23 protein-coding genes are annotated in these 23,819 nt (G+C 64.3%); 9 read left to right on the top strand and 14 right to left on the bottom strand.

Annotated features, from left to right (window positions below; genetic code table 11):
• The first annotated feature begins 92 nt into the window (after positions 1-92).
• The 6 genes from hemJ to ABX298_RS12770 all read left to right on the top strand — a co-directional run bounded on the left by hemJ (position 93) and on the right by ABX298_RS12770 (position 4,519).
• Positions 93-518, top strand: a complete 426-nt coding sequence (hemJ, locus tag ABX298_RS12795) for a protoporphyrinogen oxidase HemJ (protein WP_003258833.1) — start codon at positions 93-95, stop codon at positions 516-518.
• A 28-nt stretch (positions 519-546) separates the two neighbouring features.
• On the top strand, positions 547-1,503 hold the full coding sequence (locus ABX298_RS12790; RefSeq protein ID WP_367394458.1) for an NAD(P)H-dependent flavin oxidoreductase: 957 nt from the start codon (positions 547-549) through the stop codon (positions 1,501-1,503).
• A gap of 67 nt (positions 1,504-1,570) precedes the next feature.
• A complete protein-coding gene (locus ABX298_RS12785) occupies positions 1,571-2,353 on the top strand; it encodes an SDR family oxidoreductase (protein WP_025337478.1) in 783 nt (260 codons plus the stop codon).
• A gap of 63 nt (positions 2,354-2,416) precedes the next feature.
• Entirely contained in the window at positions 2,417-2,755 is a 339-nt protein-coding gene (locus tag ABX298_RS12780) for a histidine triad nucleotide-binding protein (protein ID WP_013970615.1), read from the top strand.
• Positions 2,756-2,820: 65 nt separating this feature from the next.
• Positions 2,821-3,468 carry a 2-polyprenyl-3-methyl-6-methoxy-1,4-benzoquinone monooxygenase gene (coq7, locus tag ABX298_RS12775; protein ID WP_350012948.1) on the top strand — a complete coding sequence of 216 codons (648 nt, stop codon included), beginning with the start codon at positions 2,821-2,823 and terminating at the stop codon, positions 3,466-3,468.
• Positions 3,469-3,478: 10 nt separating this feature from the next.
• Positions 3,479-4,519, top strand: coding sequence for a DUF2157 domain-containing protein (locus ABX298_RS12770; protein ID WP_367394457.1), 1,041 nt, complete (start codon positions 3,479-3,481; stop codon positions 4,517-4,519).
• Between the two features lie 138 nt (positions 4,520-4,657).
• On the opposite strand, the gene ABX298_RS12765 is transcribed toward ABX298_RS12770, so the two are convergent.
• The gene (locus tag ABX298_RS12765) at positions 4,658-5,080 is read right to left on the bottom strand and encodes an OsmC family protein (RefSeq protein WP_004376171.1); all 423 of its coding nucleotides are present in this window, start codon (positions 5,078-5,080) and stop codon (positions 4,658-4,660) included.
• A gap of 191 nt (positions 5,081-5,271) precedes the next feature.
• Here ABX298_RS12765 and crp point away from each other — a divergent pair, with 191 nt between their 5' ends.
• Positions 5,272-5,916 carry a cAMP-activated global transcriptional regulator CRP gene (crp, locus tag ABX298_RS12760; protein WP_012270218.1) on the top strand — a complete coding sequence of 215 codons (645 nt, stop codon included), beginning with the start codon at positions 5,272-5,274 and terminating at the stop codon, positions 5,914-5,916.
• Here crp and ABX298_RS12755 read toward each other — a convergent pair.
• The 4 genes from ABX298_RS12755 to ABX298_RS12740 form a co-directional block, all read right to left on the bottom strand.
• Positions 5,913-6,617 (bottom strand): lipoate--protein ligase family protein, encoded by a 705-nt coding sequence (locus ABX298_RS12755; RefSeq protein ID WP_075044420.1) that lies wholly within the window; start codon positions 6,615-6,617, stop codon positions 5,913-5,915. The genes crp and ABX298_RS12755 overlap by 4 nt on opposite strands.
• A gap of 168 nt (positions 6,618-6,785) precedes the next feature.
• Positions 6,786-7,619, bottom strand: a complete 834-nt coding sequence (gene trpC / locus ABX298_RS12750) for an indole-3-glycerol phosphate synthase TrpC (RefSeq protein ID WP_075044419.1) — start codon at positions 7,617-7,619, stop codon at positions 6,786-6,788.
• Complete coding sequence (trpD, locus tag ABX298_RS12745) at positions 7,616-8,665, bottom strand: anthranilate phosphoribosyltransferase (protein WP_013970609.1); 1,050 nt, start codon at positions 8,663-8,665, stop codon at positions 7,616-7,618. The genes trpC and trpD overlap by 4 nt, the downstream gene beginning before the upstream one ends.
• A 9-nt stretch (positions 8,666-8,674) precedes the next feature.
• Positions 8,675-9,268 carry an aminodeoxychorismate/anthranilate synthase component II gene (locus ABX298_RS12740; protein ID WP_003259809.1) on the bottom strand — a complete coding sequence of 198 codons (594 nt, stop codon included), beginning with the start codon at positions 9,266-9,268 and terminating at the stop codon, positions 8,675-8,677.
• 368 nt (positions 9,269-9,636) lie between these two features.
• Here ABX298_RS12740 and estP point away from each other — a divergent pair, with 368 nt between their 5' ends.
• A complete protein-coding gene (estP, locus tag ABX298_RS12735; RefSeq protein ID WP_367394456.1) occupies positions 9,637-11,517 on the top strand; it encodes an esterase EstP in 1,881 nt (626 codons plus the stop codon).
• 131 nt (positions 11,518-11,648) lie between these two features.
• On the opposite strand, the gene trpE is transcribed toward estP, so the two are convergent.
• The 9 genes from trpE to ABX298_RS12690 all read right to left on the bottom strand — a co-directional run bounded on the left by trpE (position 11,649) and on the right by ABX298_RS12690 (position 22,651).
• Positions 11,649-13,130, bottom strand: coding sequence for an anthranilate synthase component I (trpE, locus tag ABX298_RS12730; RefSeq protein WP_013970606.1), 1,482 nt, complete (start codon positions 13,128-13,130; stop codon positions 11,649-11,651).
• A gap of 69 nt (positions 13,131-13,199) precedes the next feature.
• Complete coding sequence (locus ABX298_RS12725) at positions 13,200-14,018, bottom strand: phosphoglycolate phosphatase (protein WP_075044417.1); 819 nt, start codon at positions 14,016-14,018, stop codon at positions 13,200-13,202.
• Positions 14,015-14,689 (bottom strand): ribulose-phosphate 3-epimerase, encoded by a 675-nt coding sequence (gene rpe, locus ABX298_RS12720; RefSeq protein ID WP_075044416.1) that lies wholly within the window; start codon positions 14,687-14,689, stop codon positions 14,015-14,017. The genes ABX298_RS12725 and rpe overlap by 4 nt, the downstream gene beginning before the upstream one ends.
• Positions 14,690-14,883: 194 nt before the next feature.
• The gene (locus ABX298_RS12715; RefSeq protein WP_013970603.1) at positions 14,884-15,711 is read right to left on the bottom strand and encodes an ABC transporter permease; all 828 of its coding nucleotides are present in this window, start codon (positions 15,709-15,711) and stop codon (positions 14,884-14,886) included.
• A gap of 11 nt (positions 15,712-15,722) precedes the next feature.
• Positions 15,723-16,970, bottom strand: coding sequence for an ABC transporter permease (locus ABX298_RS12710; RefSeq protein WP_013970602.1), 1,248 nt, complete (start codon positions 16,968-16,970; stop codon positions 15,723-15,725).
• Between the two features lie 157 nt (positions 16,971-17,127).
• Positions 17,128-18,162 carry an ABC transporter substrate-binding protein gene (locus ABX298_RS12705; RefSeq protein ID WP_075044415.1) on the bottom strand — a complete coding sequence of 345 codons (1,035 nt, stop codon included), beginning with the start codon at positions 18,160-18,162 and terminating at the stop codon, positions 17,128-17,130.
• Positions 18,163-18,202: 40 nt separating this feature from the next.
• Entirely contained in the window at positions 18,203-19,327 is a 1,125-nt protein-coding gene (locus ABX298_RS12700; protein ID WP_012270208.1) for an ABC transporter ATP-binding protein, read from the bottom strand.
• 296 nt (positions 19,328-19,623) lie between these two features.
• A complete protein-coding gene (locus ABX298_RS12695) occupies positions 19,624-20,256 on the bottom strand; it encodes a response regulator transcription factor (protein WP_170929296.1) in 633 nt (210 codons plus the stop codon).
• A 7-nt stretch (positions 20,257-20,263) separates the two neighbouring features.
• Positions 20,264-22,651 carry a transporter substrate-binding domain-containing protein gene (locus ABX298_RS12690; RefSeq protein ID WP_286100919.1) on the bottom strand — a complete coding sequence of 796 codons (2,388 nt, stop codon included), beginning with the start codon at positions 22,649-22,651 and terminating at the stop codon, positions 20,264-20,266.
• A gap of 94 nt (positions 22,652-22,745) precedes the next feature.
• On the opposite strand from ABX298_RS12690, the gene ABX298_RS12685 reads away from it, so the two are divergent.
• Positions 22,746-23,744 (top strand): alpha/beta hydrolase family protein, encoded by a 999-nt coding sequence (locus ABX298_RS12685; protein ID WP_367394455.1) that lies wholly within the window; start codon positions 22,746-22,748, stop codon positions 23,742-23,744.
• Positions 23,745-23,819 lie beyond the last annotated feature (75 nt).

Below are 23,819 nucleotides of genomic sequence, written 5' to 3'. Positions count from 1 at the left end.
GGCGCAAGGCGCCTGTAACAACTCTTCGGGTGACCCTTCGGGCGCTTGACCACTACTATCTGACGACCGTGAATACCTGAAGGAACTCCCCCATGCTTTACCTATGGATCAAAGCGCTGCATATCGTCAGCGTGGTCTGCTGGTTCGCCGGCCTGTTCTACCTGCCGCGGCTGTTCGTCTACCACGCCCAAAGCCAGGACAGCATCAGCCAGGAACGCTTCGTGACCATGGAGCGCAAGCTGTTTCGCGGCATCATGAATCCAGCGATGATCGCCACCTACGTGTTCGGCGCGTGGATGCTCTACCTCACGCCCGGCTGGCTCAGCCAGGGCTGGCTGCATGCCAAGCTGACCCTGGTCATCCTGCTGACCGTCTACCATCACATGTGCGGCGCCCAGCGCAAGCGCTTCGCCAGCGGCAGCAACACCCGCAGCCACGTCTACTATCGCTGGTTCAACGAAGTGCCCGTGCTGTTCCTGCTGGGTATCGTGATTCTGGTGGTGGTCAAACCGTTCTGACATAGCCACCCGCTCAAGGAGCCTTGCCATGTCGTTACCTGCCTCCCTCGAACAACGCCTGCGCCTGCCCGTGGTTGCCGCACCGATGTTCCTGATCTCCAACCCCAGGCTGGTACTGGCCTGCTGCTCCAGCGGCGTGGTCGGCAGCTTCCCGGCCCTGAACCAGCGCGACAGCGCCGGCTTCAAGGCCTGGCTGGAGGAAATCGAGGCAGGCCTCGCACAGTTGCAGGCGACAGCTCCCTATGCCGTCAACCTGATCGTCCACCCGACCAACCCGCGCCTGCAGGCCGACCTGGCGTTGTGCGTGGAACACCGCGTGCCGATCGTCATCACCAGCCTCGGCGCGGTGAAGGAAGTGGTCGATGCCGTGCATGGCTACGGCGGCCTGGTGTTCCACGATGTCACCACCCGCCGCCATGCCGAGAAAGCCGCCGAAGCCGGTGTCGATGGCCTGATCGCCGTTGCTGCAGGCGCAGGCGGCCATGCGGGCACCTGGAGCCCGTTCGCCCTGGCCGCGGAGATTCGCCAGTTCTTCGACAAGACCCTGCTGCTGGCCGGCTGCCTCAACCACGGCCACGAGATCCTCGCCGCGCAAATGCTGGGTGCGGACCTTGCGTACATGGGCACCCGCTTCATCGCCACCGCAGAAAGCCAGGCCCCGAGCGCCTACAAGCAGATGCTGCTCGATTCCCATGCCGCCGACATCGTCCACACCCCGGCGGTGTCCGGCGTCCCCGCCAGCTTCCTGCGCCCGAGCCTGGAACAGGCCGGCTATGACATGAACGCCATCAAGTGCAGCCATGAGCAAGGCAAGCTCAAGCCGATCGACGACGAAGCCAAGGCCTGGAAGACCGTGTGGTCGGCGGGCCAGGGGGTCGGCGGTATCGACGACCTGCCCAGCGCCAGCGCGCTGATCGGACGGCTGCATGACGAATACCGGGACGCCCTGGAACGCTGCCAGGCCCTGCGCGCCCGCACCCTGTAGCAAAAGGCAACACCTTGCCCGGCCAAGCTGTACACTAGGCGCCCTCTTCAGCCCCCAGGAGCCTTGCATGACCCGTTACGCCATGATCACTGGTGCTTCCAGCGGCCTGGGCCTGGCCCTGGCGGAAGCCCTGGCGCGGCGCGGGCGCAATCTGATCCTGGTGGCACGCCAGCGTGAAACGCTGGAACCGGTGGCCATCGAGCTGACCCAACGCTTCGGTGTCGAGGTGCTGTTCCGTGCCTGCGACCTCAGCCAGCCGTTGCGCCTGTCGGGCTTCGTGCTGGAGCTGGAGGAAGGCGAGCGGCGCATCGACCTGCTGGTCAATTGTGCCGGCCTGCGCACCTACGGGCCATTCCTGGCCCATGAGTGGGCCGACGAACAGGACCTGCTGGAAGTCAACGTGCTGGCCCTGAGCCGCCTGTGCCACGCCATCGGTAACCTGATGGCCGTGCAGGGCGGCGGGCAGATCCTCAATGTCGCCGGCCTGGCCGGGGTGGCGCCTGGCCCGTGGATGGCCGCCTATGCCGCCAGCAAGGCCTATGTGCTGAGCTTCTCCCAGGCCTTGCGTGAAGAACTCAAGCGCACCGGCATCAAGGTTTCGGTACTGTGCCCCGGCCCGGTGCGCTCCTCGCGCCGGCGCATTCCGCGGCTGGATGGCAAGCCACGCTGTCTCAGCCCTGAGGAAGTGGCGCTGTACACCGTGCGCGCGCTGGACAAGAACCGCGCACTGATACTGCCCGGCCGGCGTAATCGCTTGCTGGCGTTCGCCCCGCGCCTGCTGCCGCGCTGGCTGGTGCGCAAGCTGGCCGGGGCCATCCACCGCCGCTATTGCCCGGTCGGCATGGAATAGCCACTGGGCGAGCGGCGCCCGGCTGAGTACACTCGGCCCGACCCTCACCATGGAGCAAGTGCTGTGGACGATTTATTCATCAAGATCATCAACCGGGAGATCCCGGCGAAGATCATCTACGAGGACGACCAGGTTCTGGCGTTCCACGATATCGCCCCCCAGGCGCCCGTGCATTTTCTGGTCATCCCGAAAAAGCACATCCGCACCCTCAATGACTTGACCGAAGAAGACAAAGGCCTGGCTGGTCATATCTTGTTCACCGCCCAGCGTCTGGCCAAGGAACTTGGCTGCGAGGAAGGCTTCCGCGTAGTGATGAACTGCAACGAGCAAGGCGGCCAGACCGTCTACCACATCCACATGCACGTGCTTGGCCAGCGCCAGATGCACTGGCCACCGGGCTGATCCACGGCAAGCGACCCTGCCACTATTGCGGTAAACTGTCGGGCACATTCTTGCGGAGGTGCCCGATGGCTACCGAACGTCACTACTCGCCGCTCGACCGCTTGTTGCTGCAGGCCGATACCGCCATGCGCACCTTGCTGCCCTTCAGCGGCCAACCCGCCCGCCCATCGCCGGCCATCGTCCAGCCGGACGTCGACCTGGACGAACAGCAGGCTCGTCATGTTGCCGGGCTGATGCGTATCAACCACACCGGTGAAGTGTGCGCCCAGGCGCTGTACCAGGGCCAGGCCCTGACCGCCAAGCTGCCCGAAGTGCGCAAGGCCATGGAACACGCCGCCGAGGAAGAAGTGGACCACCTGGCCTGGTGCGAACAGCGCATTCGCCAGCTGAACAGCCACCCCAGCGTGCTCAACCCGTTGTTCTACGGCATGTCGTTCGGTATCGGCGCACTCGCCGGGCTGGTCAGCGACAAGATCAGCCTGGGCTTCGTCGCCGCCACCGAGCACCAGGTTTGCAAGCACCTCGACGAGCACCTGGAGCAGATCCCGCAGGAAGACGAAAAGTCCCGGGCCATCCTCGAGCAGATGCGCATCGATGAGGAACAGCACGCCGAGTCTGCACTGGAAGCCGGCGGTTATCGCTTCCCCGCCCCTGTTCGCTTTGGCATGAGCCTGTTGGCCAAGGTCATGACCAAGAGCACCTACCGTATCTGAAGGCATCACCATGACGGACCGTTTCGACGCCAAGGACCTGGCGCGCGCCGTGCAAGCCGGCATTCTCCAGCCGGGCCAGGACCAGGCCCTGCTGGCCTTCCTGTGCCAGCAGCCGGCACAGCGCGGCAGCTTCCAGCTGGCCCATGTGGCTTTCTACTTCGGCGCCATGCTGATCATGGCAGCCATGGGCTGGCTGCTCACCGAAGCCTGGATGCGCATCGGCGACTGGGCGCTGCTGGTCATCGCCAGCCTCTATATCCTGCTGCTCACGCTGTTCGCCGTTAACCTGCAACGGCGCGTACAGCCCGTCGCGGCCGGGGTACTGGCGGCAGTCGCGGTCAGCATCGTGCCATTGGCGGTGTTCGCCATCGAACGGCTGGCTGGCTGGTGGCCAATGGATGATGCGCAGGCTAACTATCACCAGTACTACACCTACGTGCAGGGCGGCTGGCTGGCAATGGAAGCAGCCACGGTGCTTGCCGGGCTGTTGATGCTGAGGCTGATCCCCTACCCGTTCATCGTCATGCCGATTGCCGTGGCCTTGTGGTTCATGTCGATGGACCTAAGCGAATGGTTCTTCGGCTCGCCATTCAGCTGGGAACAGCGCCGCGAGGTTTCGCTGTGGTTCGGGCTCGGGTTGCTGGTGGTGTTCGTCGGGGTGGACGGCCGCACCCGCGAAGACTACGCCCACTGGGGCTACCTGGCCGGGCTGGCGGCATTCTGGGGCGGGCTGACGCTGGTGGACAGCGGCAGCGAGCTGGGCAAGGCCCTGTACTGCCTGATCAATATTGCCCTGATGGGTATGGCGGTGCTGTTGCGCCGGCCGGTGTTCATGGTGTTCGGGGCGTTGGGTGTGGCGGCTTACCTGGGGTACCTGTCGTACGAGGTGTTTGCCGACTCGCTGCTGTTCCCGGTGGTGGTGACCTTGATCGGGCTGGGGGTTATCGGGCTGGGACTGGTTTACCAGAAGCGGCGGGAGCGGTTGAGCCGGGTGATGCGCGGTTGTTTGCCGGGATGGGTGCGTGCTGCGCTGCCGGCGCTTCGCAGCTGAAATTGTCGGGGCCGCTCCGCGCCCCATCGCCGGCAAGCCAGCTCCCACCTCGACCGCATTGACCTCAAGCCATGTGCTATCCCTGTGGGAGCTGGCTTGCCGGCGATGGGCTGCAACGCAGCCCCGGAAGTCTGCGGTTCAGCCCAGCTCTACAATCTCGTACCCGTGGGTAATCTCAACCCCGGCACGCTCGAGCATGATCGAAGCCGAGCAATACTTCTCCGCCGACAGCTCTACCGCACGCTTGACTTGGGCCTCCTTCAGCCCACGCCCCTTGACCACGAAGTTCATGTGGATCTTGGTAAACACCTTCGGGTCTTCGCTGGCACGCTCGGCCTCCAGGAACGCCTCGCAGCTTTCCACCGCCTGGCGCGACTTCTTCAGAATGCTGACCACGTCAAAGCTGCTGCAGCCACCCAGGCCCAGCAACAGCATTTCCATCGGGCGCACGCCCAGGTTACGGCCGCCGGCCTCGGGCGGGCCGTCCATCACGACGACATGGCCGCTCCCCGATTCGCCGAGGAACATCGCCTCACCGGCCCACTGGATACGTGCCTTCATCTACCCGGACTCCTGATTTTCGGAAAAGGGTGTCAGCTTAGACCTTGTACGGCTGTGGGAAAAGCACGAGTCGTGTCGGTTTAGTACCGAAACATCCTGTAGTGTCTGATAAGCTGGCGCCAAATGACTGGCGCTTCCCGCCAGCCGACCTTTATAAAAAGCCTATGCGTCATATCGAACAGGATTTCGTGATGGTTGCTTCCGCCCTACCCGCCAAGATCAAGAACATCGACAAGCTGCTGGTGCACTGCCAGCGCCGTCGCTATACCGCCAAAAGCAACATCATCTGCGCCGGCGACCGGGCCGAGACACTGTCGTTCATCATCAAGGGTTCGGTCACCATCCTCATCGAGGACGATGACGGCCATGAAATGATCATCGCCTACCTCAACAATGGCGACTTCTTCGGCGAGTTGGGCCTGTTCGAACCGGTCGAGGGTGAACAGCAGCGCAGTGCCTGGGTGCGCGCCAAGACCGAATGCGAAGTAGCCGAAATCAGTTATGAGAAGTTTCGCGAACTGGCGCGCCAGGACCCGGAAATCCTCTATGCCCTGGGCAGCCAGATGGCCCAGCGCCTGCGCAACACCACGCGCAAGGTCGGCGACCTGGCGTTCTTCGACGTTACCGGGCGTGTCGCCCGCTGCCTGCTGGAACTGTGCAAGCAACCCGACGCCATGACCCACCCCGATGGCATGCAGATCAAGATCACTCGTCAGGAAATCGGCCGCATCGTCGGTTGCTCGCGGGAAATGGTCGGCCGCGTCCTCAAGGACCTTGAAGAACGCAGCCTGGTGCAGGTCAAAGGCAAGACCATGGTGGTCTACGGTACCCGCTAGTCCCTGGGCAGGTCGGCCAGTACCTTGGCATAGGCTTGCGACAGCCGCTCGAACCATGGGGCCGCAGGCGCCACTTCGTGCAGGGCGATGTGCGCATCGGCGCGGCAGCGCTGCTCCAGCTCGCAGCACTCGTTGAAGCGGTTGACCGCCGCCACCATCGATTCACGCTCGTTGTCCAGCAGCAGCGCACCGTGCACCAGCACCACCGGGCGCTTGCCACCCAGCCCCTGGCGCCAGCGCTGGGCGGTGCCCACCAGTTTGCGGCCATTGAGGTTGACGTTGTAGCGGCCATCGCAGAAGGCACCGTCGATTTCGCCCACCGACGCCACCCCACCCCACTCGCGCAGCACGTCACACAGCGGCAGGCACAGGCGCTCGTAGGCGTTTTCGATGCGGCCGTGGTCGCCTTCGCTGCGGGGGGCAACATAGACTAGGGCAACATTCACCGTGGAGTGTGATTGCGGAACCGGCTCGCCGCCGGTTTCGCGCAGCAGCACCGGCCAGCCGGCAATCGCCAGCTCCGAGCAGGCGGCTTCGAAATTGTCCAGACGGCTCATGCGCCGGGGCATGACCAGGGCGTGGTCGGTCGGGCGCCAGAACAGCACGCCACTGTAGCGATCGCCGCGGCAGACGGCGGCCAGCAGTTCCTGTTCTGCGTGCAGGCCTTGTTCTACGGTCAGGGCCAGGGGTTGATCGGTCATTGATCCACCTATGTTGTTGTTTTCACCGGCCTCTTCGCGGGCTCGCCCGCTCCCACATGGATTCCACAGATGCCAAAGGCAGTGATCATCCTGTGGGAGCGGGCATGCCCGCGAAAAGGCCATGGCAGGCATACAAAAAAGCCGGCAATAACGCCGGCTTCGTTTCGATCAGTCCAGTTGCTGAACAGTCTTCTTCACCTGATCCGGGAAGAACAACCGCTGCAGCTCAAGCCCTGGCTGCTCGGCACGCATGAACGCCTCGCCTACCAGGAACGAGTAGACCTCGTTGATCGCCATCAGCTCCACATCGGCCCGGTTCAAGATACCGCTCTCGGTAATCGCCAGGCGATCACGCGGAATACGCGGCAGCAGGTCGAGGGTGGTTTCCAGGCTGACCTCGAAGGTGTGCAGGTTGCGGTTGTTCACCCCCACCAGCGGTGTATCCAGGGTTTTCAACGCGCGCTCCAGCTCATCGCCGTCGTGCACTTCCACCAGCACGTCGAGGCCGACATCCTTGGCCGTGGCCGCCAGTTCGGCCATCTTCACGTCATCCAGCGCCGACACGATCAGCAGTACACAGTCCGCGCCCAGGGCCCGGGCCTCGACGATCTGGTACGGGTCGACCATGAAGTCCTTGCGGATCACCGGCAGCGACACCGCCGCGCGGGCCTGCTGCAGGTACTCGTCGGCGCCCTGGAAGTAGTCCACATCGGTCAGCACCGACAGGCAGGTCGCCCCGCCCTTCTCGTAGCTGACGGCGATTTCCGCCGGCACGAAATGCTCGCGAATCACGCCCTTGCTCGGCGAGGCCTTCTTGATTTCGGCAATCACCGCCGGTTGCTTGCGCGCGGCTTGCTCGATCAGGGCCTTGGCAAAGCCACGCGGGGCGTCGGCAGCCTTGGCCAGGCCCTCCAGTTCGGCGAGGCTGACGCGCGCGCTGCGCTCGGCCACTTCCTGAAACTTGCGGGCAATGATCCTTTCCAGCACCGTCGGCACACTCATGCTTCGTTCTCCACCTTGAATACTGCAGTAAAGGCACCCAGCTCCTGCAGCTTCTCCCAGGCCAGCCCGGTGTGCAGTACGTCGTGGGCCAGTTCCACACCGGCTTTCAGGCTCATGGCATGGTCAGCGGCATACAGCGCCGCGCCCGCATTGAGCACGATCATCTCAGCGGCCTTCTGGCCGTTTTCGGTCTTGCGTCGGCCCAGCGCATCGCGGATCAGCTCCAGCGACGCCTGCGGGTTCTCGACGGCCAGGCCGTGCAGGCTCTGGCTCTTCATGCCGAGGTCTTCCGGCTCTACCCAGTATTCGGTGATTTCGCCATTTTTCAGTTCGGCGACGAAGGTCGGCGCAGCCAGGCTGAACTCGTCCAGGCCATCCTTCGAGTGCACCACCAGCACGTGCTTGCTGCCCAGGCGCTGCAGTACTTCAGCCAACGGGCGGCACAGGGTCTGGGCAAATACACCGACCACCTGGTGCTTCACCCCGGCCGGATTCGTAAGCGGGCCGAGCATGTTGAACAGGGTGCGCAGCCCCAGGTCGCGACGCGGGCCGGCAGCGTGCTTCATGGCCGAATGATGGCTTTGCGCGAACATGAAGCCGATGCCCAGGCTGTCGATGCAGCGGGCCACCTGGGTGGGCGTCAGGTTCAGGTAGATACCGGCGGCCTCCAGCAGGTCGGCACTGCCGCTCTTGCCCGATACCGCGCGGTTGCCATGCTTGGCCACGGTGCAACCTGCCGCCGCCAGGACGAACGACGAGGCGGTGGATACGTTGAAGATGTTGGCGCCATCACCGCCGGTACCGACGATATCGACAACGCCATCGAGGCTCTGCAGTTCGACCTTGTCGGCCAGCTCGCGCATCACCGACACCGCACCGACGATCTCGTCGATGCTTTCGCTCTTCATGCGCATGCCCATCAGGAAGGCGCCGATCTGCGCTTCGCTGCACTGGCCAGTCATGATCTGGCGCATGACGTCGCGCATTTCTTCGGTTGAAAGGTCCAGCTGGCCGACGATACGGCTCAACGCACTCTTGATATCCATGTTCGATCCTTAGCGGCGGCCGCCAGTCTGCTTGAGGAAGTTGGCGAACAGTTCGTGGCCCTGTTCGGTCAGGATCGACTCGGGGTGGAACTGCACCCCTTCGATATTCAGCGTCTTGTGGCGCAGGCCCATGATCTCGTCGACCGAACCATCAGCATGGGCGGTCCAGGCGGTCACTTCCAGGCACTCGGGCAAGGTTTCGCGCTTTACCACCAGCGAGTGGTAACGGGTCACGGTCAACGGGTTGTTGAGGCCGGCGAACACGCCCAGGTCACGGTGGTGTACCGGGCTGGTCTTGCCGTGCATCACCTGGCGGGCACGTACCACATCACCACCAAAGGCCTGGCCGATGGACTGGTGGCCCAGGCATACGCCAAGGATCGGAAGCTTGCCGGCAAAGTGCAGGATGGCCTCGATGGACACGCCCGCCTCGCTCGGCGTGCACGGGCCTGGAGATACGACGATGCGCTCGGGGTTGAGGGCTTCGATCTGGGCGATGGTCATTTCGTCATTGCGAATGACCTTTACCTCGGCACCGAGCTCGCCAAGGTACTGAACGACGTTGTAAGTGAATGAGTCGTAATTGTCGATCATCAGTAACATCGGGTTAAACCTCTTGAATCTACTGACTTCAGAATTCGAACCTTTCTGCACCAGCCAACAGGCGCGGCTTTGCCCCAAGGGGCGGTAGACAGGAAGGCAAACGGGGGCGGGCCGGACGGGCCGGCAGGGGATAAAGTCAGGCGCGCCAACGCCAACGGGCGTGGGCCTTGATTACGCGCATCAAGAGTTTGCTGACGATCAACACGGGATAGGTCTCGCTCATACGTCCCGGCACAGTAGCCTACCGGGGCGGCGGGCGCAATATGCCTGTAAACACGGGGAAACGAATGGACTTGGGAGGGATGCACTGCGATTTGCTAAGGTCGATGGGGTTGTCCTGATAAAAACAAAGAAAAGGATGTTCCCTGATGCGAAAAGCACCGTTATTGCGCTTTACCCTCGCCTCATTGACGTTAGCCTGCAGCCAGGCCTTCGCGGCACCCTCGCCCTACTCCAGCATGATCGTGTTTGGTGACAGCCTCAGCGACGCCGGGCAGTTTGGCGGGGTGCGCTTCACCAACCGCGATGCCAATGGCAATTATGCGCCAGTGTCACCGATGATCCTGGGCGGGCGGCTCGGTGTGAGCCCGACCGAGCTTGGCCCTTCCACCTCCCCGGTCAATCCGGTGCTGGGCCTTCCCGACGGCAACAACTGGGCAGTCGGTGGCTACACCACCCAGCAGATCCTGGATTCGATCACCACTACCTCCGAGACCGTCATCCCACCAGGGCGCCCCGGCGCCGGGCTGGTACTGCGTGATAAACCGGGCTACCTGGCCAATGGCCTGCGCGCCGACCCCAACGCGTTGTATTACCTGACTGGCGGCGGCAATGACTTCCTGCAAGGCCTGGTCAACAGCCCGGCCGATGCCGTGGCCGCTGGCGCCCGGCTTGCTGCCAGCGCCCAGGCCCTGCAGCAAGGCGGCGCCCGCTACATCATGGTCTGGCTGCTGCCCGACCTCGGGCAGACACCGAACTTCAGCGGTACGCCGCAACAAAACCCGCTGTCGCTGCTATCCGGCGCGTTCAACCAGTCCTTGCTCAGCCAGCTGGGGCAGATCGATGCCGAAATTATTCCGCTGAACATTCCCGTGCTGCTGAGCGAAGCGCTGGCCAGCCCCGAGCAGTTCGGCCTGGCCAGCGGCCAGAACCTGGTCGGCACCTGCTACAGCGGCGAAGGCTGCGTGGAAAACCCGGTGTATGGCATCAACGGCGCCACGCCAGACCCGACCAAGCTGCTGTTCAACGACTCGGTGCACCCGACCATCGCCGGCCAGCAACTGATTGCCGACTACGCCTATTCGATTATCGCCGCCCCCTGGGAACTGACCTTGCTCCCGGAAATGGCCCACGCCAGCCTGCGCGCTCACCAGGACGAATTGCGCAACCAGTGGCAGACACCCTGGCAGACAGTTGGCCAGTGGCAAGCCTTCGTTGCCACCGGCGCCCAGGACCTGGACTTCGACGGCCAGCGCAGCGCGGCCAGCGGCGATGGCCGCGGCTATAACCTGACCCTGGGCGGCAGCTACCGCCTGAACGATGCATGGCGCCTGGGCCTGGCCGGCGGCGTGTACCGGCAGAAGCTGGAAGCCGGCGCACAGGATTCGGACTACAAGCTGGACAGCTACCTTGCCAGCGCCTTCGCCCAATACCGCCAGGACCGCTGGTGGGCCGACGCGGCGCTGACCGCCGGGCACCTGGACTACAGCGACCTCAAGCGCACCTTCGCCCTTGGCGTGAACGACCGCAGCGAAAAGGGCGATACCGATGGCGAGGCCTGGGCTATGTCGGGGCGGCTGGGCTACAACCTGGCGGCCGAGAGCAGCAGCTGGCAGCTGGCTCCGTTCATCAGCGCCGACTATGCGCGGGTGAAGGTGGATGGCTATGACGAGAAAAGCGGGCGCTCGACGGCGCTGGGCTTCGATGACCAGGAACGTACATCACGCCGTTTGGGCGTGGGGTTGCTGGGCAGTGTGCAGGTGCTGCCGAGTACCCGGCTGTTCGCCGAGGTGGCGCAGGAGCATGAGTTCGAGGATGACCAGCAGGATGTGACGATGCACCTGACCAGCCTGCCGGCGAATGACTTCACCCTGACAGGGTATACGCCGCACAGCGACCTGACCCGGGCGAGCCTGGGGGTGAGCCATGAGGTGGTGGCGGGGGTGCATTTGCGCGGTAACTATAACTGGCGCAAGAGTGATGAATTGACGCAGCAGGGGGTCAGTTTGGGCGTCAGCGTCGACTTTTGAATTGGTGGGGCCGCTTTGCGGCCCTTCGCGGGCTCGCCCGCTCCCACAGGTATTGCACAGGCCTTGCAGCATGTGATTTCCCTGTGGGAGCGGGCATGCCCGCGAAGGGCTGCAACGCAGCCCCGATCAACTTACTTGGCCGAAGTCTGCTCGGCCAACGCCACCGCGCGGAACATTGCCCGGCGCTTGTTGATGGTTTCTTCCCACTCCAGCGCCGGCACCGAGTCGGCAACGATGCCGCCCCCGGCCTGCACATGCAGCTCACCGTCCTTGATTACCGCGGTACGGATGGCAATGGCGGTATCCATGTTGCCGTTCCACGCGAAGTAACCGACGGCACCACCGTAAACCCCACGCTTGACCGGCTCCAGCTCATCGATGATCTCCATCGCGCGAATCTTCGGCGCACCCGAAAGCGTACCGGCCGGCAGGATCGCCCGCAGTGCGTCCATCGCCGTCAGCCCTTCGCGCAGCTGGCCAGTGACGTTGGACACAATGTGCATCACGTTGGAGTAACGCTCGATCACCATCTTCTCGGTCAGGCGCACGCTGCCGGTCGAGGACACGCGACCGACGTCGTTACGGCCCAGGTCGATCAGCATCAGGTGCTCGGCAATTTCCTTGTCGTCCGACAGCAGGTCGTCTTCCAGCGCGCGGTCGGCCTCTTCGGTAGCGCCACGCGGGCGGGTGCCGGCAATCGGGCGCACGGTGACCAGGTTGTCCTCGACGCGCACCAGCACCTCGGGCGAGCTGCCGACCACATGGAAGTCGCCAAAGTTGAAGAAGTACATGTACGGCGTCGGGTTGAAGCAGCGCAGCGCGCGGTACAGGTCGATTGGCGCAGCCTTGAAGTCGATCGACATGCGCTGCGACGGCACCACCTGCATGCAGTCACCGGCCAGGATGTATTCCTTGATACGGCCGACGGCGTTCTCGTAATCCTCGCGGGTATAGCTGGAGCGGAATTCCGGCTCGGCAGCCTGCGGGCCACTCAGGTCCAGGCCACGGCGTGGGGTGATCGGCTGACGCAGGGTTTCCAGCAGGCCTTGCAGGCGTGCCTGGCCCTGTTCGAAAGCCTGCTCTTCAGCCGGGTCGACCAGCACGATCGCGTGCATCTTGCCCGCCAGGTTGTCGAACACCACCACCGCATCGGACACCATCAGCAGGATATCCGGCACACCCAGCGGATCCGGGTTGGGGCTGGCGCCCAGGCGCTTTTCCACATAGCGCACGCAGTCGTAGCCGAAGTAGCCGACCAGGCCGCCGTTGAAGCGCGGCAGGCCAGGGATATCGGCGACCTTGTAACGGTCCTTGAAGGTTTCGACGAAGGCCAGCGGGTCTTCGACATCGTGGCTTTCCACCTCCACGCCATCCTGCAGGATGCTGACGTGGTAACCGTGCACACGCATCACGGTGCGCGACGGCAGGCCGATCATCGAGTAACGGCCCCATTTCTCGCCGCCCTGCACCGATTCGAGCAGGTACGAGTTGGGCTGGTCGGCCAGTTTCAGGTAGATCGACAGCGGCGTGTCGAAGTCGGCCAGGGTTTCGCAGGCCAGGGGAATACGGTTGTAGCCGGCAGCGGCCAGGCGCAGGAATTCTTCGCGGGTCATGGGTAGCCTCGTGGCAAGCAGCAATAGGTCAGGCAAACGGACGGGCCGGCACGCGCCGGCAGGCTGAAGTCAGGCGCGCCAACGCCAACGGGCCAGGGCCTTGATGACTTTCATCCAGAATTTGCCGGTAACCGCCACGGTGGACTCTCTGTCTTGTGAGGCTTGAAGGTCCGCCAACGTTATCCCAGTGGCCGGGTCTGCGCAACCGGGCAGCAATGCGCGCAGGTCGTCGATCACCAGACTGGGGGCTTCGTCGTGGATCGGTCGGCCGTGGTTGTAGCCGTAGGTCAGGCCCACGCACTGCACGCCAGCCGCCTTGGCCGCCAGCACGTCACTGCGTGAATCGCCGACAAACAGCGACTGCTGCGGGGTGACACCGGCCATCTGCATGACGAACAGCAGAGCCGCAGGGTCGGGCTTTTTCTGCGGCAGGGTGTCACCGCCGATGATCCAGCGGAAGTAGTTGCCGATCTTCATCTGGTCCAGCAGCGGGCCAACGAAGCGCTCGGGCTTGTTGGTGATCAGCGCCATTTCCACGCCCTGCTTGCGCAGCCAGCGCAGGGTGTCCTGCACACCGGGGTAGACCACGGTCAGTTCGTGGCTTTCGGCATAGGCGTCCATGAATAGCGCCAACGCCTGCTCGGCCAGCGCATCGTCCACGGCAGCGTGGTCGATGCCACCGGCCAGCGCCCGGCGCACCAGCACCTGGGCACCGTTGCCCACCCAGTGGCGCACCGCCTCCAGGCCGGCAGGCGGGCGCCCCAGTTCGAGCAGCATGCGGTCCACGGCGGCGGCCAGGTCTGGCACGGAATCGATCAGGGTACCGTCCAGATCGAACATCACCAGCCTGGGCAGCGTCCCCGGGAACAGCTGCTCGAAGCCGCTCATGGGCGGGCCTGAGCCAGTTCGGAACGCATCCTGGCGATGACTTCCTGGTAGTCCGGGGCGTTGAAGATTGCCGAGCCGGCCACGAAGGTGTCGGCGCCAGCGGCAGCGATCTCGCGGATGTTGTTGACGTTGACGCCACCGTCGATTTCCAGGCGGATATCACGGCCGCTGGCGTCGATCAGCGCACGCGCCTCGCGCAGCTTGTCGAGGGTGCCAGGGATGAACTTCTGCCCGCCGAAGCCCGGGTTGACGCTCATCAGCAGCACCATGTCGACCTTGTCCATCACGTACTTCAGCGCGTCCAGGCTGGTGGCCGGGTTGAACACCAGGCCGGCCTTGCAGCCACCGTCCTTGATCAACTGCAGCGAACGGTCGATGTGCTGCGAGGCTTCCGGGTGGAAGGTGATGTAGGTGGCACCAGCTTCGATGAAGTCGCCGATGATGCGGTCGACCGGGCTGACCATCAGGTGCACGTCGATCGGGGCGGTGACGCCATACTTGCGCAGGGCGGTGCAGACCATCGGGCCGATGGTCAGGTTGGGGACGTAGTGGTTGTCCATGACATCGAAGTGGACGATGTCGGCACCCGCGGCCAATACCTTGTCGACGTCCTCGCCCAGTCGGGCGAAATCGGCGGAGAGAATGGAGGGGGCAATAGCGTAGGGCTGCATGGCGCACCTGTTGGCAGAATCACGGTGGCGCGCATTGTAACCCAGGGAAGCGGATGAAGGCTGATTAGCATCAACCTGTACCGGCCTCTTCGCGGCTAAAGCCGCTCCCACAGGGACCGCGCAGACATCAAAAGCTGCACAAATCCTGTGGGAGCGGCTTTAGCCGCGAAGAGGCCAGCACAGGCAACATACCTTCAACCAGGCTGCTGGGTCCTCAGCTTCTCGCTACGCCCACGCAACCACTCCAGGGTCAGCAGCAATACCACCGAGAAGGCAATCAGCAAGGTCGCCGCCGCGGCAATGGTCGGGCTCAGGTTCTCTCGAATACCACTGAACATCTGCCGCGGCAGGGTCGCCTGCTCCGGCCCGGCCAGGAACAGGGTCACCACTACTTCGTCGAACGACGTGGCAAAGGCGAACAATGCCCCCGAAATCACCCCGGGCGCGATCAGCGGCAGGGTCACCCGGCGGAAAGTCAGCAGCGGCGAGGCGCCCAGGCTGGCTGCCGCGCGCACCAGGTTGTAGTTGAAGCCCTGCAAGGTCGCCGACACGGTAATGATGACGAACGGCACGCCCAGTACCGCATGCACCAGAATCAGCGAGGTGAAGCTGTTGCCCATGCCCAGCGGGGCAAAGAACAGGTAGCTGGCCACACCGATGATCACCACCGGCACCACCATCGGCGAAATCACCAGCGCCATCACCAGCGACTTGCCCGGGAAGTCCCCACGGGTCAGGCCGATGGCCGCCAGGGTGCCGAACACCATGGCCAGCACTGTGGCTGCCGGGGCGACGATGATGCTGTTCTTCAAGGCCCGCATCCACTCGGCCGAGCCGAAGAAGTCCTGGTACCACTGCAGCGAGAAGCCCTGCAGCGGGTACACCAGGAAACTGCCACTGTTGAACGACAGCGGCACGATCACCAGCACCGGCAATATGAGGAACAGCAGGATCAAGCCGCAAAGAATGCGCAGGCTGTAGAACCACACCCGCTCCACGGGCGACATGTAAGGGCTCAGCATGACAAGGCTCCTCAGCTCAGGCGCAGGCGGCTGGCGCCGACCAGCCAGCTATAGATCAGGTACAACAGCACGGTCGCCAGCAGCAACAGCCCGCCCAGTGCGGTGGCCATGCCCCAGTTGATGCTGGTGTTGGTGTAGAAGGCCACGAAGTAGCTGACCATCTGGTCATTCGGGCTGCCCAGCAGTGCCGGGGTGATGTAGTAGCCGATGGCCAGGATGAACACCAGCAGGCAACCAGCGCCAACCCCGGCGTAGGTCTGCGGGAAGTAGACCCGCCAGAAACTGGCGAACGGGTGGCAGCCCAGCGAGATCGCCGCACGCATGTAACTTGGCGAAATACCCTTCATCACGCTGTACAGCGGCAGGATCATGAACGGCAACAGGATGTGCACCATCGAGATGTACACGCCGGTGCGGTTGAACACCAGTTCCAGCGGCTGGTCGATGATGCCCATGGCCATCAGCGCGCTGTTGATCAGGCCACCCGACTGCAGCAGCACGATCCACGCCGCCACCCGCACCAGGATCGAGGTCCAGAACGGCAGCAGCACCAGGATCATCAGCAGGTTGCTCTGCCGGGTCGGCAGGTTGGCCAGCAGGTAGGCCAGCGGGTAGGCCAGCACCAGGCAGATGGCGGTAATCACCACACCCATCCACAGGGTGCGGGCGAAGATATCCAGGTAGATGGCCTGGTCCGGGGTGGCCTTGGCCAGTTCGCCAAGGTCATCGATGCGGTGGTCGAGCGAAGCCAGCAGGTAGAACGAGGTGACCGTACTGGTGTTGCGGCGGATCGCCTGCCAGTAGGCCGGGTCGCCCCAACGCTCGTCGAGGGCCTGCAAGGCATCTTTATAGGAAGCGGGTTCGCTCTTGAACGGCAGCGCCCGCGCGGTCTTGGCCAACAGGCTGCGGTAACCGGCCAGCTCCATGTTCAGGCGCTTGGAAAGGTCGCCCAGGGTCTGGTTCTTGCGCGACTCGGCCAGGTCCTGGCTCAACGCCTTGTACACGTCCTCGCCCGGCAGGCTCTTGCCATCCCACTGGGTGATGACGCCCACGGTGCGCGGCAGGCCGCCAACCACTTCCGGGTTGCCGACGCTCTTGTACAGCAGCGCCGCGATCGGCACCAGGAACACCAGCAGGAGAAACAGCGCCAGCGGCGCGATCAACGCCTGCGCCTTCCAGCGGTTGACCCGCTCGGCGTGCTTGAGGCGCTGCTTGAGACTTGGACCTGCGCCTTCTTTGAGGGGCACTGCAATGGCCATGGCGAACTCCGCGATACGAACTGAAAATGGGGCTGCTGCGCAGCCCATCGCAGGCAAGCCAGCTCCTACAGATACTCCGCTGGCTCCAGGGCAGCGGCCCCCTGTGGGAGCTGGCTTGCCGGCGATGGGCCGCAACGCGGCCCCCTACGCTGGTCGTTTACTTCTTCGCCGCCCAGGCGTTGAAGCGTTGCTCCAGCTGCTCGCTGTTGTCAGCCCAGAAGGCCACGTCGATCTGCACCTGGTTGGCGATGTTTTCAGGCGTGGTCGGCATGTCCTTCTTCACCGCGTCCGACAGCAGGCTCACGGCCTTGGAATTGGCCGGGCCGTAGGCGATGTTCTCGGAGTAGGTCTTCTGCTGCTCGGGCTGCACGCTGAAGGCGATGAATTTCTTCGCTTCCTCGGCATCCTTGGCGCCTTTCGGGATGGCCCAGGCGTCGAAGTCGTAGATGCCGCCGTTCCACACCACCTTCAGGTTGCTCTCTTTCTGCACCGCAGCGATGCGGCCGTTGTAGGCAGAGCTCATGACCACGTCACCCGAGGCCAGGTACTGCGGCGGCTGGGCGCCAGCTTCCCACCACTGGATGCTTGGCTTGAGTTCGTCGAGTTTCTTGAAGGCGCGGTCCACGCCCTCTTTGGTGCCCAGCACCTGGTACACGTCCTTCGGCGCCACGCCGTCGGCCATCAGGGCGAATTCCAGGGTGTACTTGGCGCCCTTGCGCAGGCCGCGCTTGCCCGGGAATTTCTTGGTATCCCAGAAATCGGCCCAGCTGGTGGGTGCGGTCTTCAGCTTGTCGGCGTTGTAGGCCAGCACCGTGGACCATACGAAGAAGCCCACGCCACATGGCTGGATGGCACCCGGCACATAGTCGGCCTCATTACCGAACAGGGCCGGGTCGAGTTCTTCGAACATGCCCTCGTCACAGCCGCGGGCCAGTTCTGGCGACTCAACTTCCACCAGGTTCCATGACACGCTCTTGGTGTCGACCATGGCTTTGACCTTGGCCATCTCGCCGTTGTACTCGCCTGCAACGATCTTGCCCTTGCCGGCCTTCTCCCACGGTTCGTAGAACGCCTTGACCTGGGCCGCCTTGTTGGCACCGCCGAACGAGACCACGGTGAGGTCTGCGGCCATGGCCTGGCCAGCGGCGAACAGCCCCAGGGCCAGGGCGGTCAGTTTCAACTGCTTGCGCATTATTATTCTCTCCACAGTACAGGGTTGGTGAAGCAATCCATCAATGGGCTTCGGCAATCGGATCGAGCGCGCGGGCGTGCTCCACCTCCCAGCCCAGCGGTACCACATCGCCCACGGCCAAGGCCGGGTCGAGCTCGGCAATCGGCTGTTTCACGAAGAAGTCGCCCTTGCCGCAAACTTCCAGGCGCACCCGCACGTGGTCGCCCAGGTAAATGAATTCGGCCACCCGGCCCGAGAAGCGGTTCACGCAGCTTTCGCTGTGGCCGTTCAGGCGCACGCGCTCCGGGCGGATCGACAGGGTCACCGGCTCGCCGGCCTGGCCGACATTCACCGCCAGCGCCTCGACCCGCTCGCCACGCGGCAACTGCACCTGGCAGCGCTTGCCATCACTGGCCAGCAAGGTGCCGTTGATGCGGTTGTTCTCGCCGATGAAGTTGGCGACGAAGGTGTTGCAGGGTTCTTCGTACAGCGTGCGCGGGTCGGCGATCTGCTGGATTTCACCCTGGTGGAACACGGCCACCCGGTCGGACATGGTCAGCGCTTCGCCCTGGTCGTGGGTCACGTACACCACGGTCACGCCCAGGCGCTGGTGGATGTGCTTGATCTCCATCTGCATGTGCTCGCGCAGCTGCTTGTCCAGCGCGCCCAGCGGTTCGTCCATCAGTACCAGCTGCGGCTCGAACACCAGTGCCCGGGCCAGGGCTACACGCTGCTGCTGGCCGCCGGACAGCTGGCCGGGGTAACGCTTGGCGAAGGCATCGAGCTGGACCATGTTCAGCACCCGCTTGACCCGCTCGCTGATGTCGGTCTTGCTCAGGTTGCGCACGGTCAGCGGGAAGGCCAGGTTCTCGGCCACGGTCATGTGCGGGAACAGCGCGTAGTTCTGGAACACCATGCCGATGTCACGCTTGTGCGGCGGCACATTGTTGATCGAACGCCCGGCCAGCTGGATTTCACCGGCGGTGGGGGTTTCGAAGCCGGCCAGCATCATCAGGCTGGTGGTCTTGCCCGAGCCGGACGGGCCAAGCAGGGTGAGGAACTCGCCCTTGCGAATATCCAGGTTGAGGTCTTTGACGATCAGCGACTCGCCGTCGTAGCTCTTCTGCACACCACGGAAGCTGACCAGCGTTTCGCTGGTTGCAGCGTTCGACTTCGCCTCGCTCATGCCTGCACCTTCTTGTTGGATGACTGCGTAGGCAAAGACTAGACAAGCGGCAAGCGCCGGAAAATCGGGGGTGCTGAGAGAATGCCATCATCCGGATGGAAGATTTGTTGTAGGGATTCCCCTACAAAGATGGCGGGTTTGGAATATTTCCCTCAGCCCTCCGGCGCGCCCCTGTGGGAGCGGGTTCACCCGCGAAGAGGCCAGCCCAGGCACCGCAGATGGCAGGTCAGGCCCTTTCGCGGGTAAACCCGCTCCCACAGGGATTCGCTACAGGACGCAGGAAGCGCATGTCGCATTCAGACCAGCTTGTGCTCCATCGCGTACTTCACCAGCTCAGCCAGCGAGTTCACTTTCAGCTTCTGCATCAGGCGCGCCTTGTGGGTGCTGATGGTCTTGCTCGACAGCGCCAGCTGTTGGGCGATGTCGTTGACGTTGGCGCCCTGGGCCAGGCGTTCGAACACCGAAAACTCCCGCTCGGACAGCAGCGTGTGCAACGGCCGCGACTCCGTCAGGCCCACTTCGAAGACCATGCGGTCGGCCAGCGCCGGGTCGATATAACGCCCGCCAGCGGCAACCCGGCGAATCGCGGTCAGCAACAGCGCCGGGTCGCTGTCCTTGGTGGCATAGCCCGCCGCCCCGGCCTTCAGCGCCCGCGCCGCCATCTGCGCTTCATCGTGCATCGACAGCATCAGGATCGCCGGGGCGTCGTGCAACGCGCGGATCCGCGGGATCGCCTCCAGGCCATTCACACCCGGCATCGAGATATCCAGCAGTACCACCTCGCACGGCGTGTGGCGCAGGGTTTCCAGCAGCTGCTCACCGTTACCGGCCTCTCCCGCCACCTGCATGTCCTTGGCCAGGCCAATCAACTGCTTGATGCCCTCACGGACAATGGTGTGGTCTTCGGCCACCAGCACTCGAATCACGATCGCTCTCCTACTCCAACGGTATGGCCACGCTCAGGCTGGTGCCTTCGCCCGGTTCACTGTCCAGCGCCATGCTGCCGCCCAGCATCAGCACCCGCTCACGCACCCCGACCAGGCCGAACGAGGTGGGCCGGGGCTGGTCGCGGCAAAAGCCCTGGCCGTCATCGCTGACAGTCATGCGCAATTGCCCGTGCTCCCGTACCAGTTCGATCTCCACGCTGTGCGCCTGGGCGTGGCGCATTACGTTGGTCAGCGCCTCCTGGAGGATACGGAACAGCCCGGTGGCCTTGGCGTCGCTCAATGCTGGCAGATTATCCGGTACTTGCACCAGGCAGGGGATTTGCGTGCGTGCTTCAAAACGCCGCGCCTGCCATTCGATGGCCGAGGCGATGCCGGCATCGAGAATCGGCGGGCGCAAGGCGGTGGCCACGTCGCGCACCAGCTGGAACAGTTGGGCGATCAGGCGCTTCATGCTGGTCAGGCGCTCATTCAGGCCCGGGTCCAGCTCGGCGAAGGCCAGCTCGCACATCGACACCTCCAGCTTGAGCACGGTCAGCATCTGCCCCAGTTCATCGTGCACTTCCCGGGCGATGCGGGCCTTTTCTTCCTCACGCACGCTCTCCAGGTGGGCCGACAGTTCGCGCAGCTGCTCCTGGGACCTGGCCAGCGCCAACTCGGCCCGCTTGCCCTGGGTGATGTCCCACACCACGCCGTCCCACACCACCTGGCCGTTGCCCAGGCGCCGGGTGCTGGCCTTGATGTCGGCCCAGCGCTGTTCACCCTGGCGGGTGAGGATGCGCCCCTGCCAGGACCAGTCCTGGTCGCTGGCCAGGGCCAGGTCCTGCACTCGGTGGTAATCGGCGCGGTCCTCGGGATGTACCAGGTTGCGCAGGCCCATCTGCGGGTGCTGGATCTCGCTGGGCGAATAGCCCACCAAGGCCTCGCTGCCCTCGCTGATGTAGGGGAATTCCAGGTCGCCCTCGGCCGGGTCGCGCTCCAGGCGGAACACCAACCCCGGCACGTTGCCGGCAATGCCCTTGAGCCGCGCCTCGCTTTCGCGCAGGGCCGCAAGGGCGCGGTGGCGCTCGGTAACATCGGCGAGGTAAACCACCAGGTACTCGGAGTCACGAAAGCGCAGAAAACTCAGCGACAGCTCGACCGGCAGCAGGCTGTGGTCAGCCCGGCGGCACTGCGTCTCGAACTGGCCGACACCGCCCGCCCCGGTGCGCGCGCCCTTCCACAGTTCCAGCCAGCGGTCCATGGTCAGGCTGGGTTCAAAGTCGCTCAGCGGCCGCTCCAGCAGCGCGCCTTCGCCGTAGCCCAGCATGCGCTCGGCGGCATGGTTGGCGTAGCGTACGTGGCTGTCCCAGTTGACCCAGAGGATGCCCACCGTGCTCTGGTCGATGGCGAACTGGCTCAGGCGCAACGCTTCTTCGCGCACCTGCCGCTCCACCAGGCTTTCGCGCGTGGCCAGCAGGCTGCGCTCCAGCTGGCGCTGCTGCCGACGCTGCCACACCAGGGTGGCCAGCGCGCACAACAGCAGCATGCCGAACAGCAGGGCCAGGTTCTGCCAGAACCCCGTCGACTCGCTCAGGCGTGGGTACTTTGGCTGCAGCCAACGCTGGTGCAGTTGCTCCAGTTCCTTGGCCGGCAGTGCCTGCAGGCCACGCTCGAGCACATCGGCCAGCAGCGGCCAGTCGCGCCGCGAACCGATGCGCAACAGTTGCGGCAGGCCGATATCGCCGACCACCGCCAGTTCGCCGAACTCGCTCTCGCGCGACAGGCGGCTGAGCTGGGCTTCATCCAGCACTGCGAAACTGGCCTGGCCGCCCACCACCAGTTGCAGGGCCTCGCGCTCGTTGGGCACCCCTTGCAGGTTGAGGTTGCTGTAGTTGCCACGCAGGTAGTCCGCCAGCTGGCTGGGCATGCGTACCGCCACCCGCTGCTCGGCCTCGAGCGTTTCCAGTTCCACGGCCATGGTCCCGGTGCGCGGCCCAACCACCAGTTGCGGCACGCGCATGTAAGGGTCGCTGAACAGCCACAGACGCAGGCTGGCAGGGGTCTGGGTAAGCCCCGGGGCAAAGTCGATTTCGCCGGCCTGCAGGGCATGTTCGAGGCTGGCCTGGTCGGCGAAGTTGCGCCAGGTAAGGTCCAGCCGCAGCGCCTGCGCCAGGCTGCTCACCAGTTCCACGTTGGCCCCGTACAGCTGCTGCAGGCGCCGGTCGAACTGAGCGTAGGGCGCCTGCAACACCAGGCCGACACGTAGGCTGCGGTGCGTATCCAGCCATTGCTGCTGGGCCGGTTCCAGGGCAACCGTGGGCACCGCTTCGGGACTGGCCAATGCAATCAAGGGCAGCCAAAAGCAGCCGATAACCAACAGGCGACGCACTCGCTTCATCTACACGCTCGTCTTGGCAAGGCGGCCATGCAGCATGGCCGTCACGGGCAAATACTATTAGGCTGCCGGTATCATTCTGGCCCTGGGTTGACTCATGTCCACACTTTATCGCACGACGCTGGCAATGTGCTGCCTGGCCTCGATCCTTCCACTCGGCGCCCTGGCCGCCGATGCCGAAAAACCATCCACCACCACCGAGGCACCCGCTGCCCAAGCCCCTCGCCCGCCGCTGCTGGAGCGCAGCCAGGAGGACGCCCAGGCGCTGGAGCGGCTGGTGCCCAAGGCCGAACAGCAGACCCTGCAGGCCGGTGCCGACAGCTTCCTGGCCCTATGGAAACCGGCCAACGACAGCGACCCGCAGGGGGCGGTCATCATCGTCCCGGGGGCTGGCGAAACGGCTGACTGGCCAAATGCGGTCGGCCCGCTGCGGCAGAAGTTCCCCGATATCGGCTGGCACAGCCTGAGCATCAGCCTGCCCGACCTGCTCGCCGACAGCCCACAGGCGCGGGTCGAGGCCAAGCCGGCTGCCGAGCCGCAGCCAGACAAGGGCGAAAGCGCCCCGGCCAAGGACATGCCGGCCGATGCCAATGCCAACGTCGCCCAGGCTACCGCAGCCGATGCCGACACCGCAGAGAGCACTGACGCCAAACAGGCCAGCGAGCAAACCGACCCGGCCGATGCCGAGCGCATTTTCGCCCGCCTGGATGCTGCGGTGGCCTTTGCCCAGCAGCACAACGCCCGCAGCATCGTGCTGATCGGCCATGGCAGCGGCGCGTATTGGGCGGCCCGCTACCTGAGCGAGAAACAGCCACCGCAGGTGCAGAAACTGGTGATGGTTGCCGCGCAGACACCGGCGCGGGTGGAGCATGACCTGGAAAGCCTGGCGCCGACCTTGAAAGTGCCGACTGCCGACATCTACTACGCCACCCGCAGCAGTGACCGCAATGCAGCCGCGCAGCGCCTGCAGGCCAGCAAGCGGCAGAAGGACAGCCAGTACCGGCAGTTGTCGCTGATTGCCATGCCGGGGAACAAGGTGGCCGAGCAGGAGCAACTGTTCCGCCGGGTGCGGGGGTGGATGAACCCGCAGGGGTAAGGTTTGCCATGATGGCCCCATCGCCGGCAAGCCAGCTCCCACAGGTACCCCACAGTGTTCAGGGTCAGTGCAATA

This window comes from Pseudomonas sp. X4, from assembly GCF_040784925.1.
GTDB classification, from domain to species: Bacteria; Pseudomonadota; Gammaproteobacteria; order Pseudomonadales; family Pseudomonadaceae; genus Aquipseudomonas; species Aquipseudomonas putida_Z.
This window is presented reverse-complemented; position numbering and strand designations above follow the sequence as displayed.

Bases quoted from the DNA above. Each gene is read 5' to 3' on its own strand.
- hemJ (WP_003258833.1), top strand. From the start codon at position 93: ATGCTTTACCTATGGATCAAAGCGCTGCATATCGTCAGCGTGGTCTGC.
- ABX298_RS12790 (WP_367394458.1), top strand. From the start codon at position 547: ATGTCGTTACCTGCCTCCCTCGAACAACGCCTGCGCCTGCCCGTGGTT.
- ABX298_RS12785 (WP_025337478.1), top strand. From the start codon at position 1,571: ATGACCCGTTACGCCATGATCACTGGTGCTTCCAGCGGCCTGGGCCTG.
- coq7 (WP_350012948.1), top strand. From the start codon at position 2,821: ATGGCTACCGAACGTCACTACTCGCCGCTCGACCGCTTGTTGCTGCAG.
- ABX298_RS12770 (WP_367394457.1), top strand. From the start codon at position 3,479: ATGACGGACCGTTTCGACGCCAAGGACCTGGCGCGCGCCGTGCAAGCC.
- ABX298_RS12765 (WP_004376171.1), bottom strand. From the start codon at position 5,080: ATGAAGGCACGTATCCAGTGGGCCGGTGAGGCGATGTTCCTCGGCGAA.
- crp (WP_012270218.1), top strand. From the start codon at position 5,272: ATGGTTGCTTCCGCCCTACCCGCCAAGATCAAGAACATCGACAAGCTG.
- ABX298_RS12755 (WP_075044420.1), bottom strand. From the start codon at position 6,617: ATGACCGATCAACCCCTGGCCCTGACCGTAGAACAAGGCCTGCACGCA.
- trpC (WP_075044419.1), bottom strand. From the start codon at position 7,619: ATGAGTGTGCCGACGGTGCTGGAAAGGATCATTGCCCGCAAGTTTCAG.
- trpD (WP_013970609.1), bottom strand. From the start codon at position 8,665: ATGGATATCAAGAGTGCGTTGAGCCGTATCGTCGGCCAGCTGGACCTT.
- ABX298_RS12740 (WP_003259809.1), bottom strand. From the start codon at position 9,268: ATGTTACTGATGATCGACAATTACGACTCATTCACTTACAACGTCGTT.
- estP (WP_367394456.1), top strand. From the start codon at position 9,637: ATGCGAAAAGCACCGTTATTGCGCTTTACCCTCGCCTCATTGACGTTA.
- trpE (WP_013970606.1), bottom strand. From the start codon at position 13,130: ATGACCCGCGAAGAATTCCTGCGCCTGGCCGCTGCCGGCTACAACCGT.
- ABX298_RS12725 (WP_075044417.1), bottom strand. From the start codon at position 14,018: ATGAGCGGCTTCGAGCAGCTGTTCCCGGGGACGCTGCCCAGGCTGGTG.
- rpe (WP_075044416.1), bottom strand. From the start codon at position 14,689: ATGCAGCCCTACGCTATTGCCCCCTCCATTCTCTCCGCCGATTTCGCC.
- ABX298_RS12715 (WP_013970603.1), bottom strand. From the start codon at position 15,711: ATGCTGAGCCCTTACATGTCGCCCGTGGAGCGGGTGTGGTTCTACAGC.
- ABX298_RS12710 (WP_013970602.1), bottom strand. From the start codon at position 16,970: ATGGCCATTGCAGTGCCCCTCAAAGAAGGCGCAGGTCCAAGTCTCAAG.
- ABX298_RS12705 (WP_075044415.1), bottom strand. From the start codon at position 18,162: ATGCGCAAGCAGTTGAAACTGACCGCCCTGGCCCTGGGGCTGTTCGCC.
- ABX298_RS12700 (WP_012270208.1), bottom strand. From the start codon at position 19,327: ATGAGCGAGGCGAAGTCGAACGCTGCAACCAGCGAAACGCTGGTCAGC.
- ABX298_RS12690 (WP_286100919.1), bottom strand. From the start codon at position 22,651: ATGAAGCGAGTGCGTCGCCTGTTGGTTATCGGCTGCTTTTGGCTGCCC.
- ABX298_RS12685 (WP_367394455.1), top strand. From the start codon at position 22,746: ATGTCCACACTTTATCGCACGACGCTGGCAATGTGCTGCCTGGCCTCG.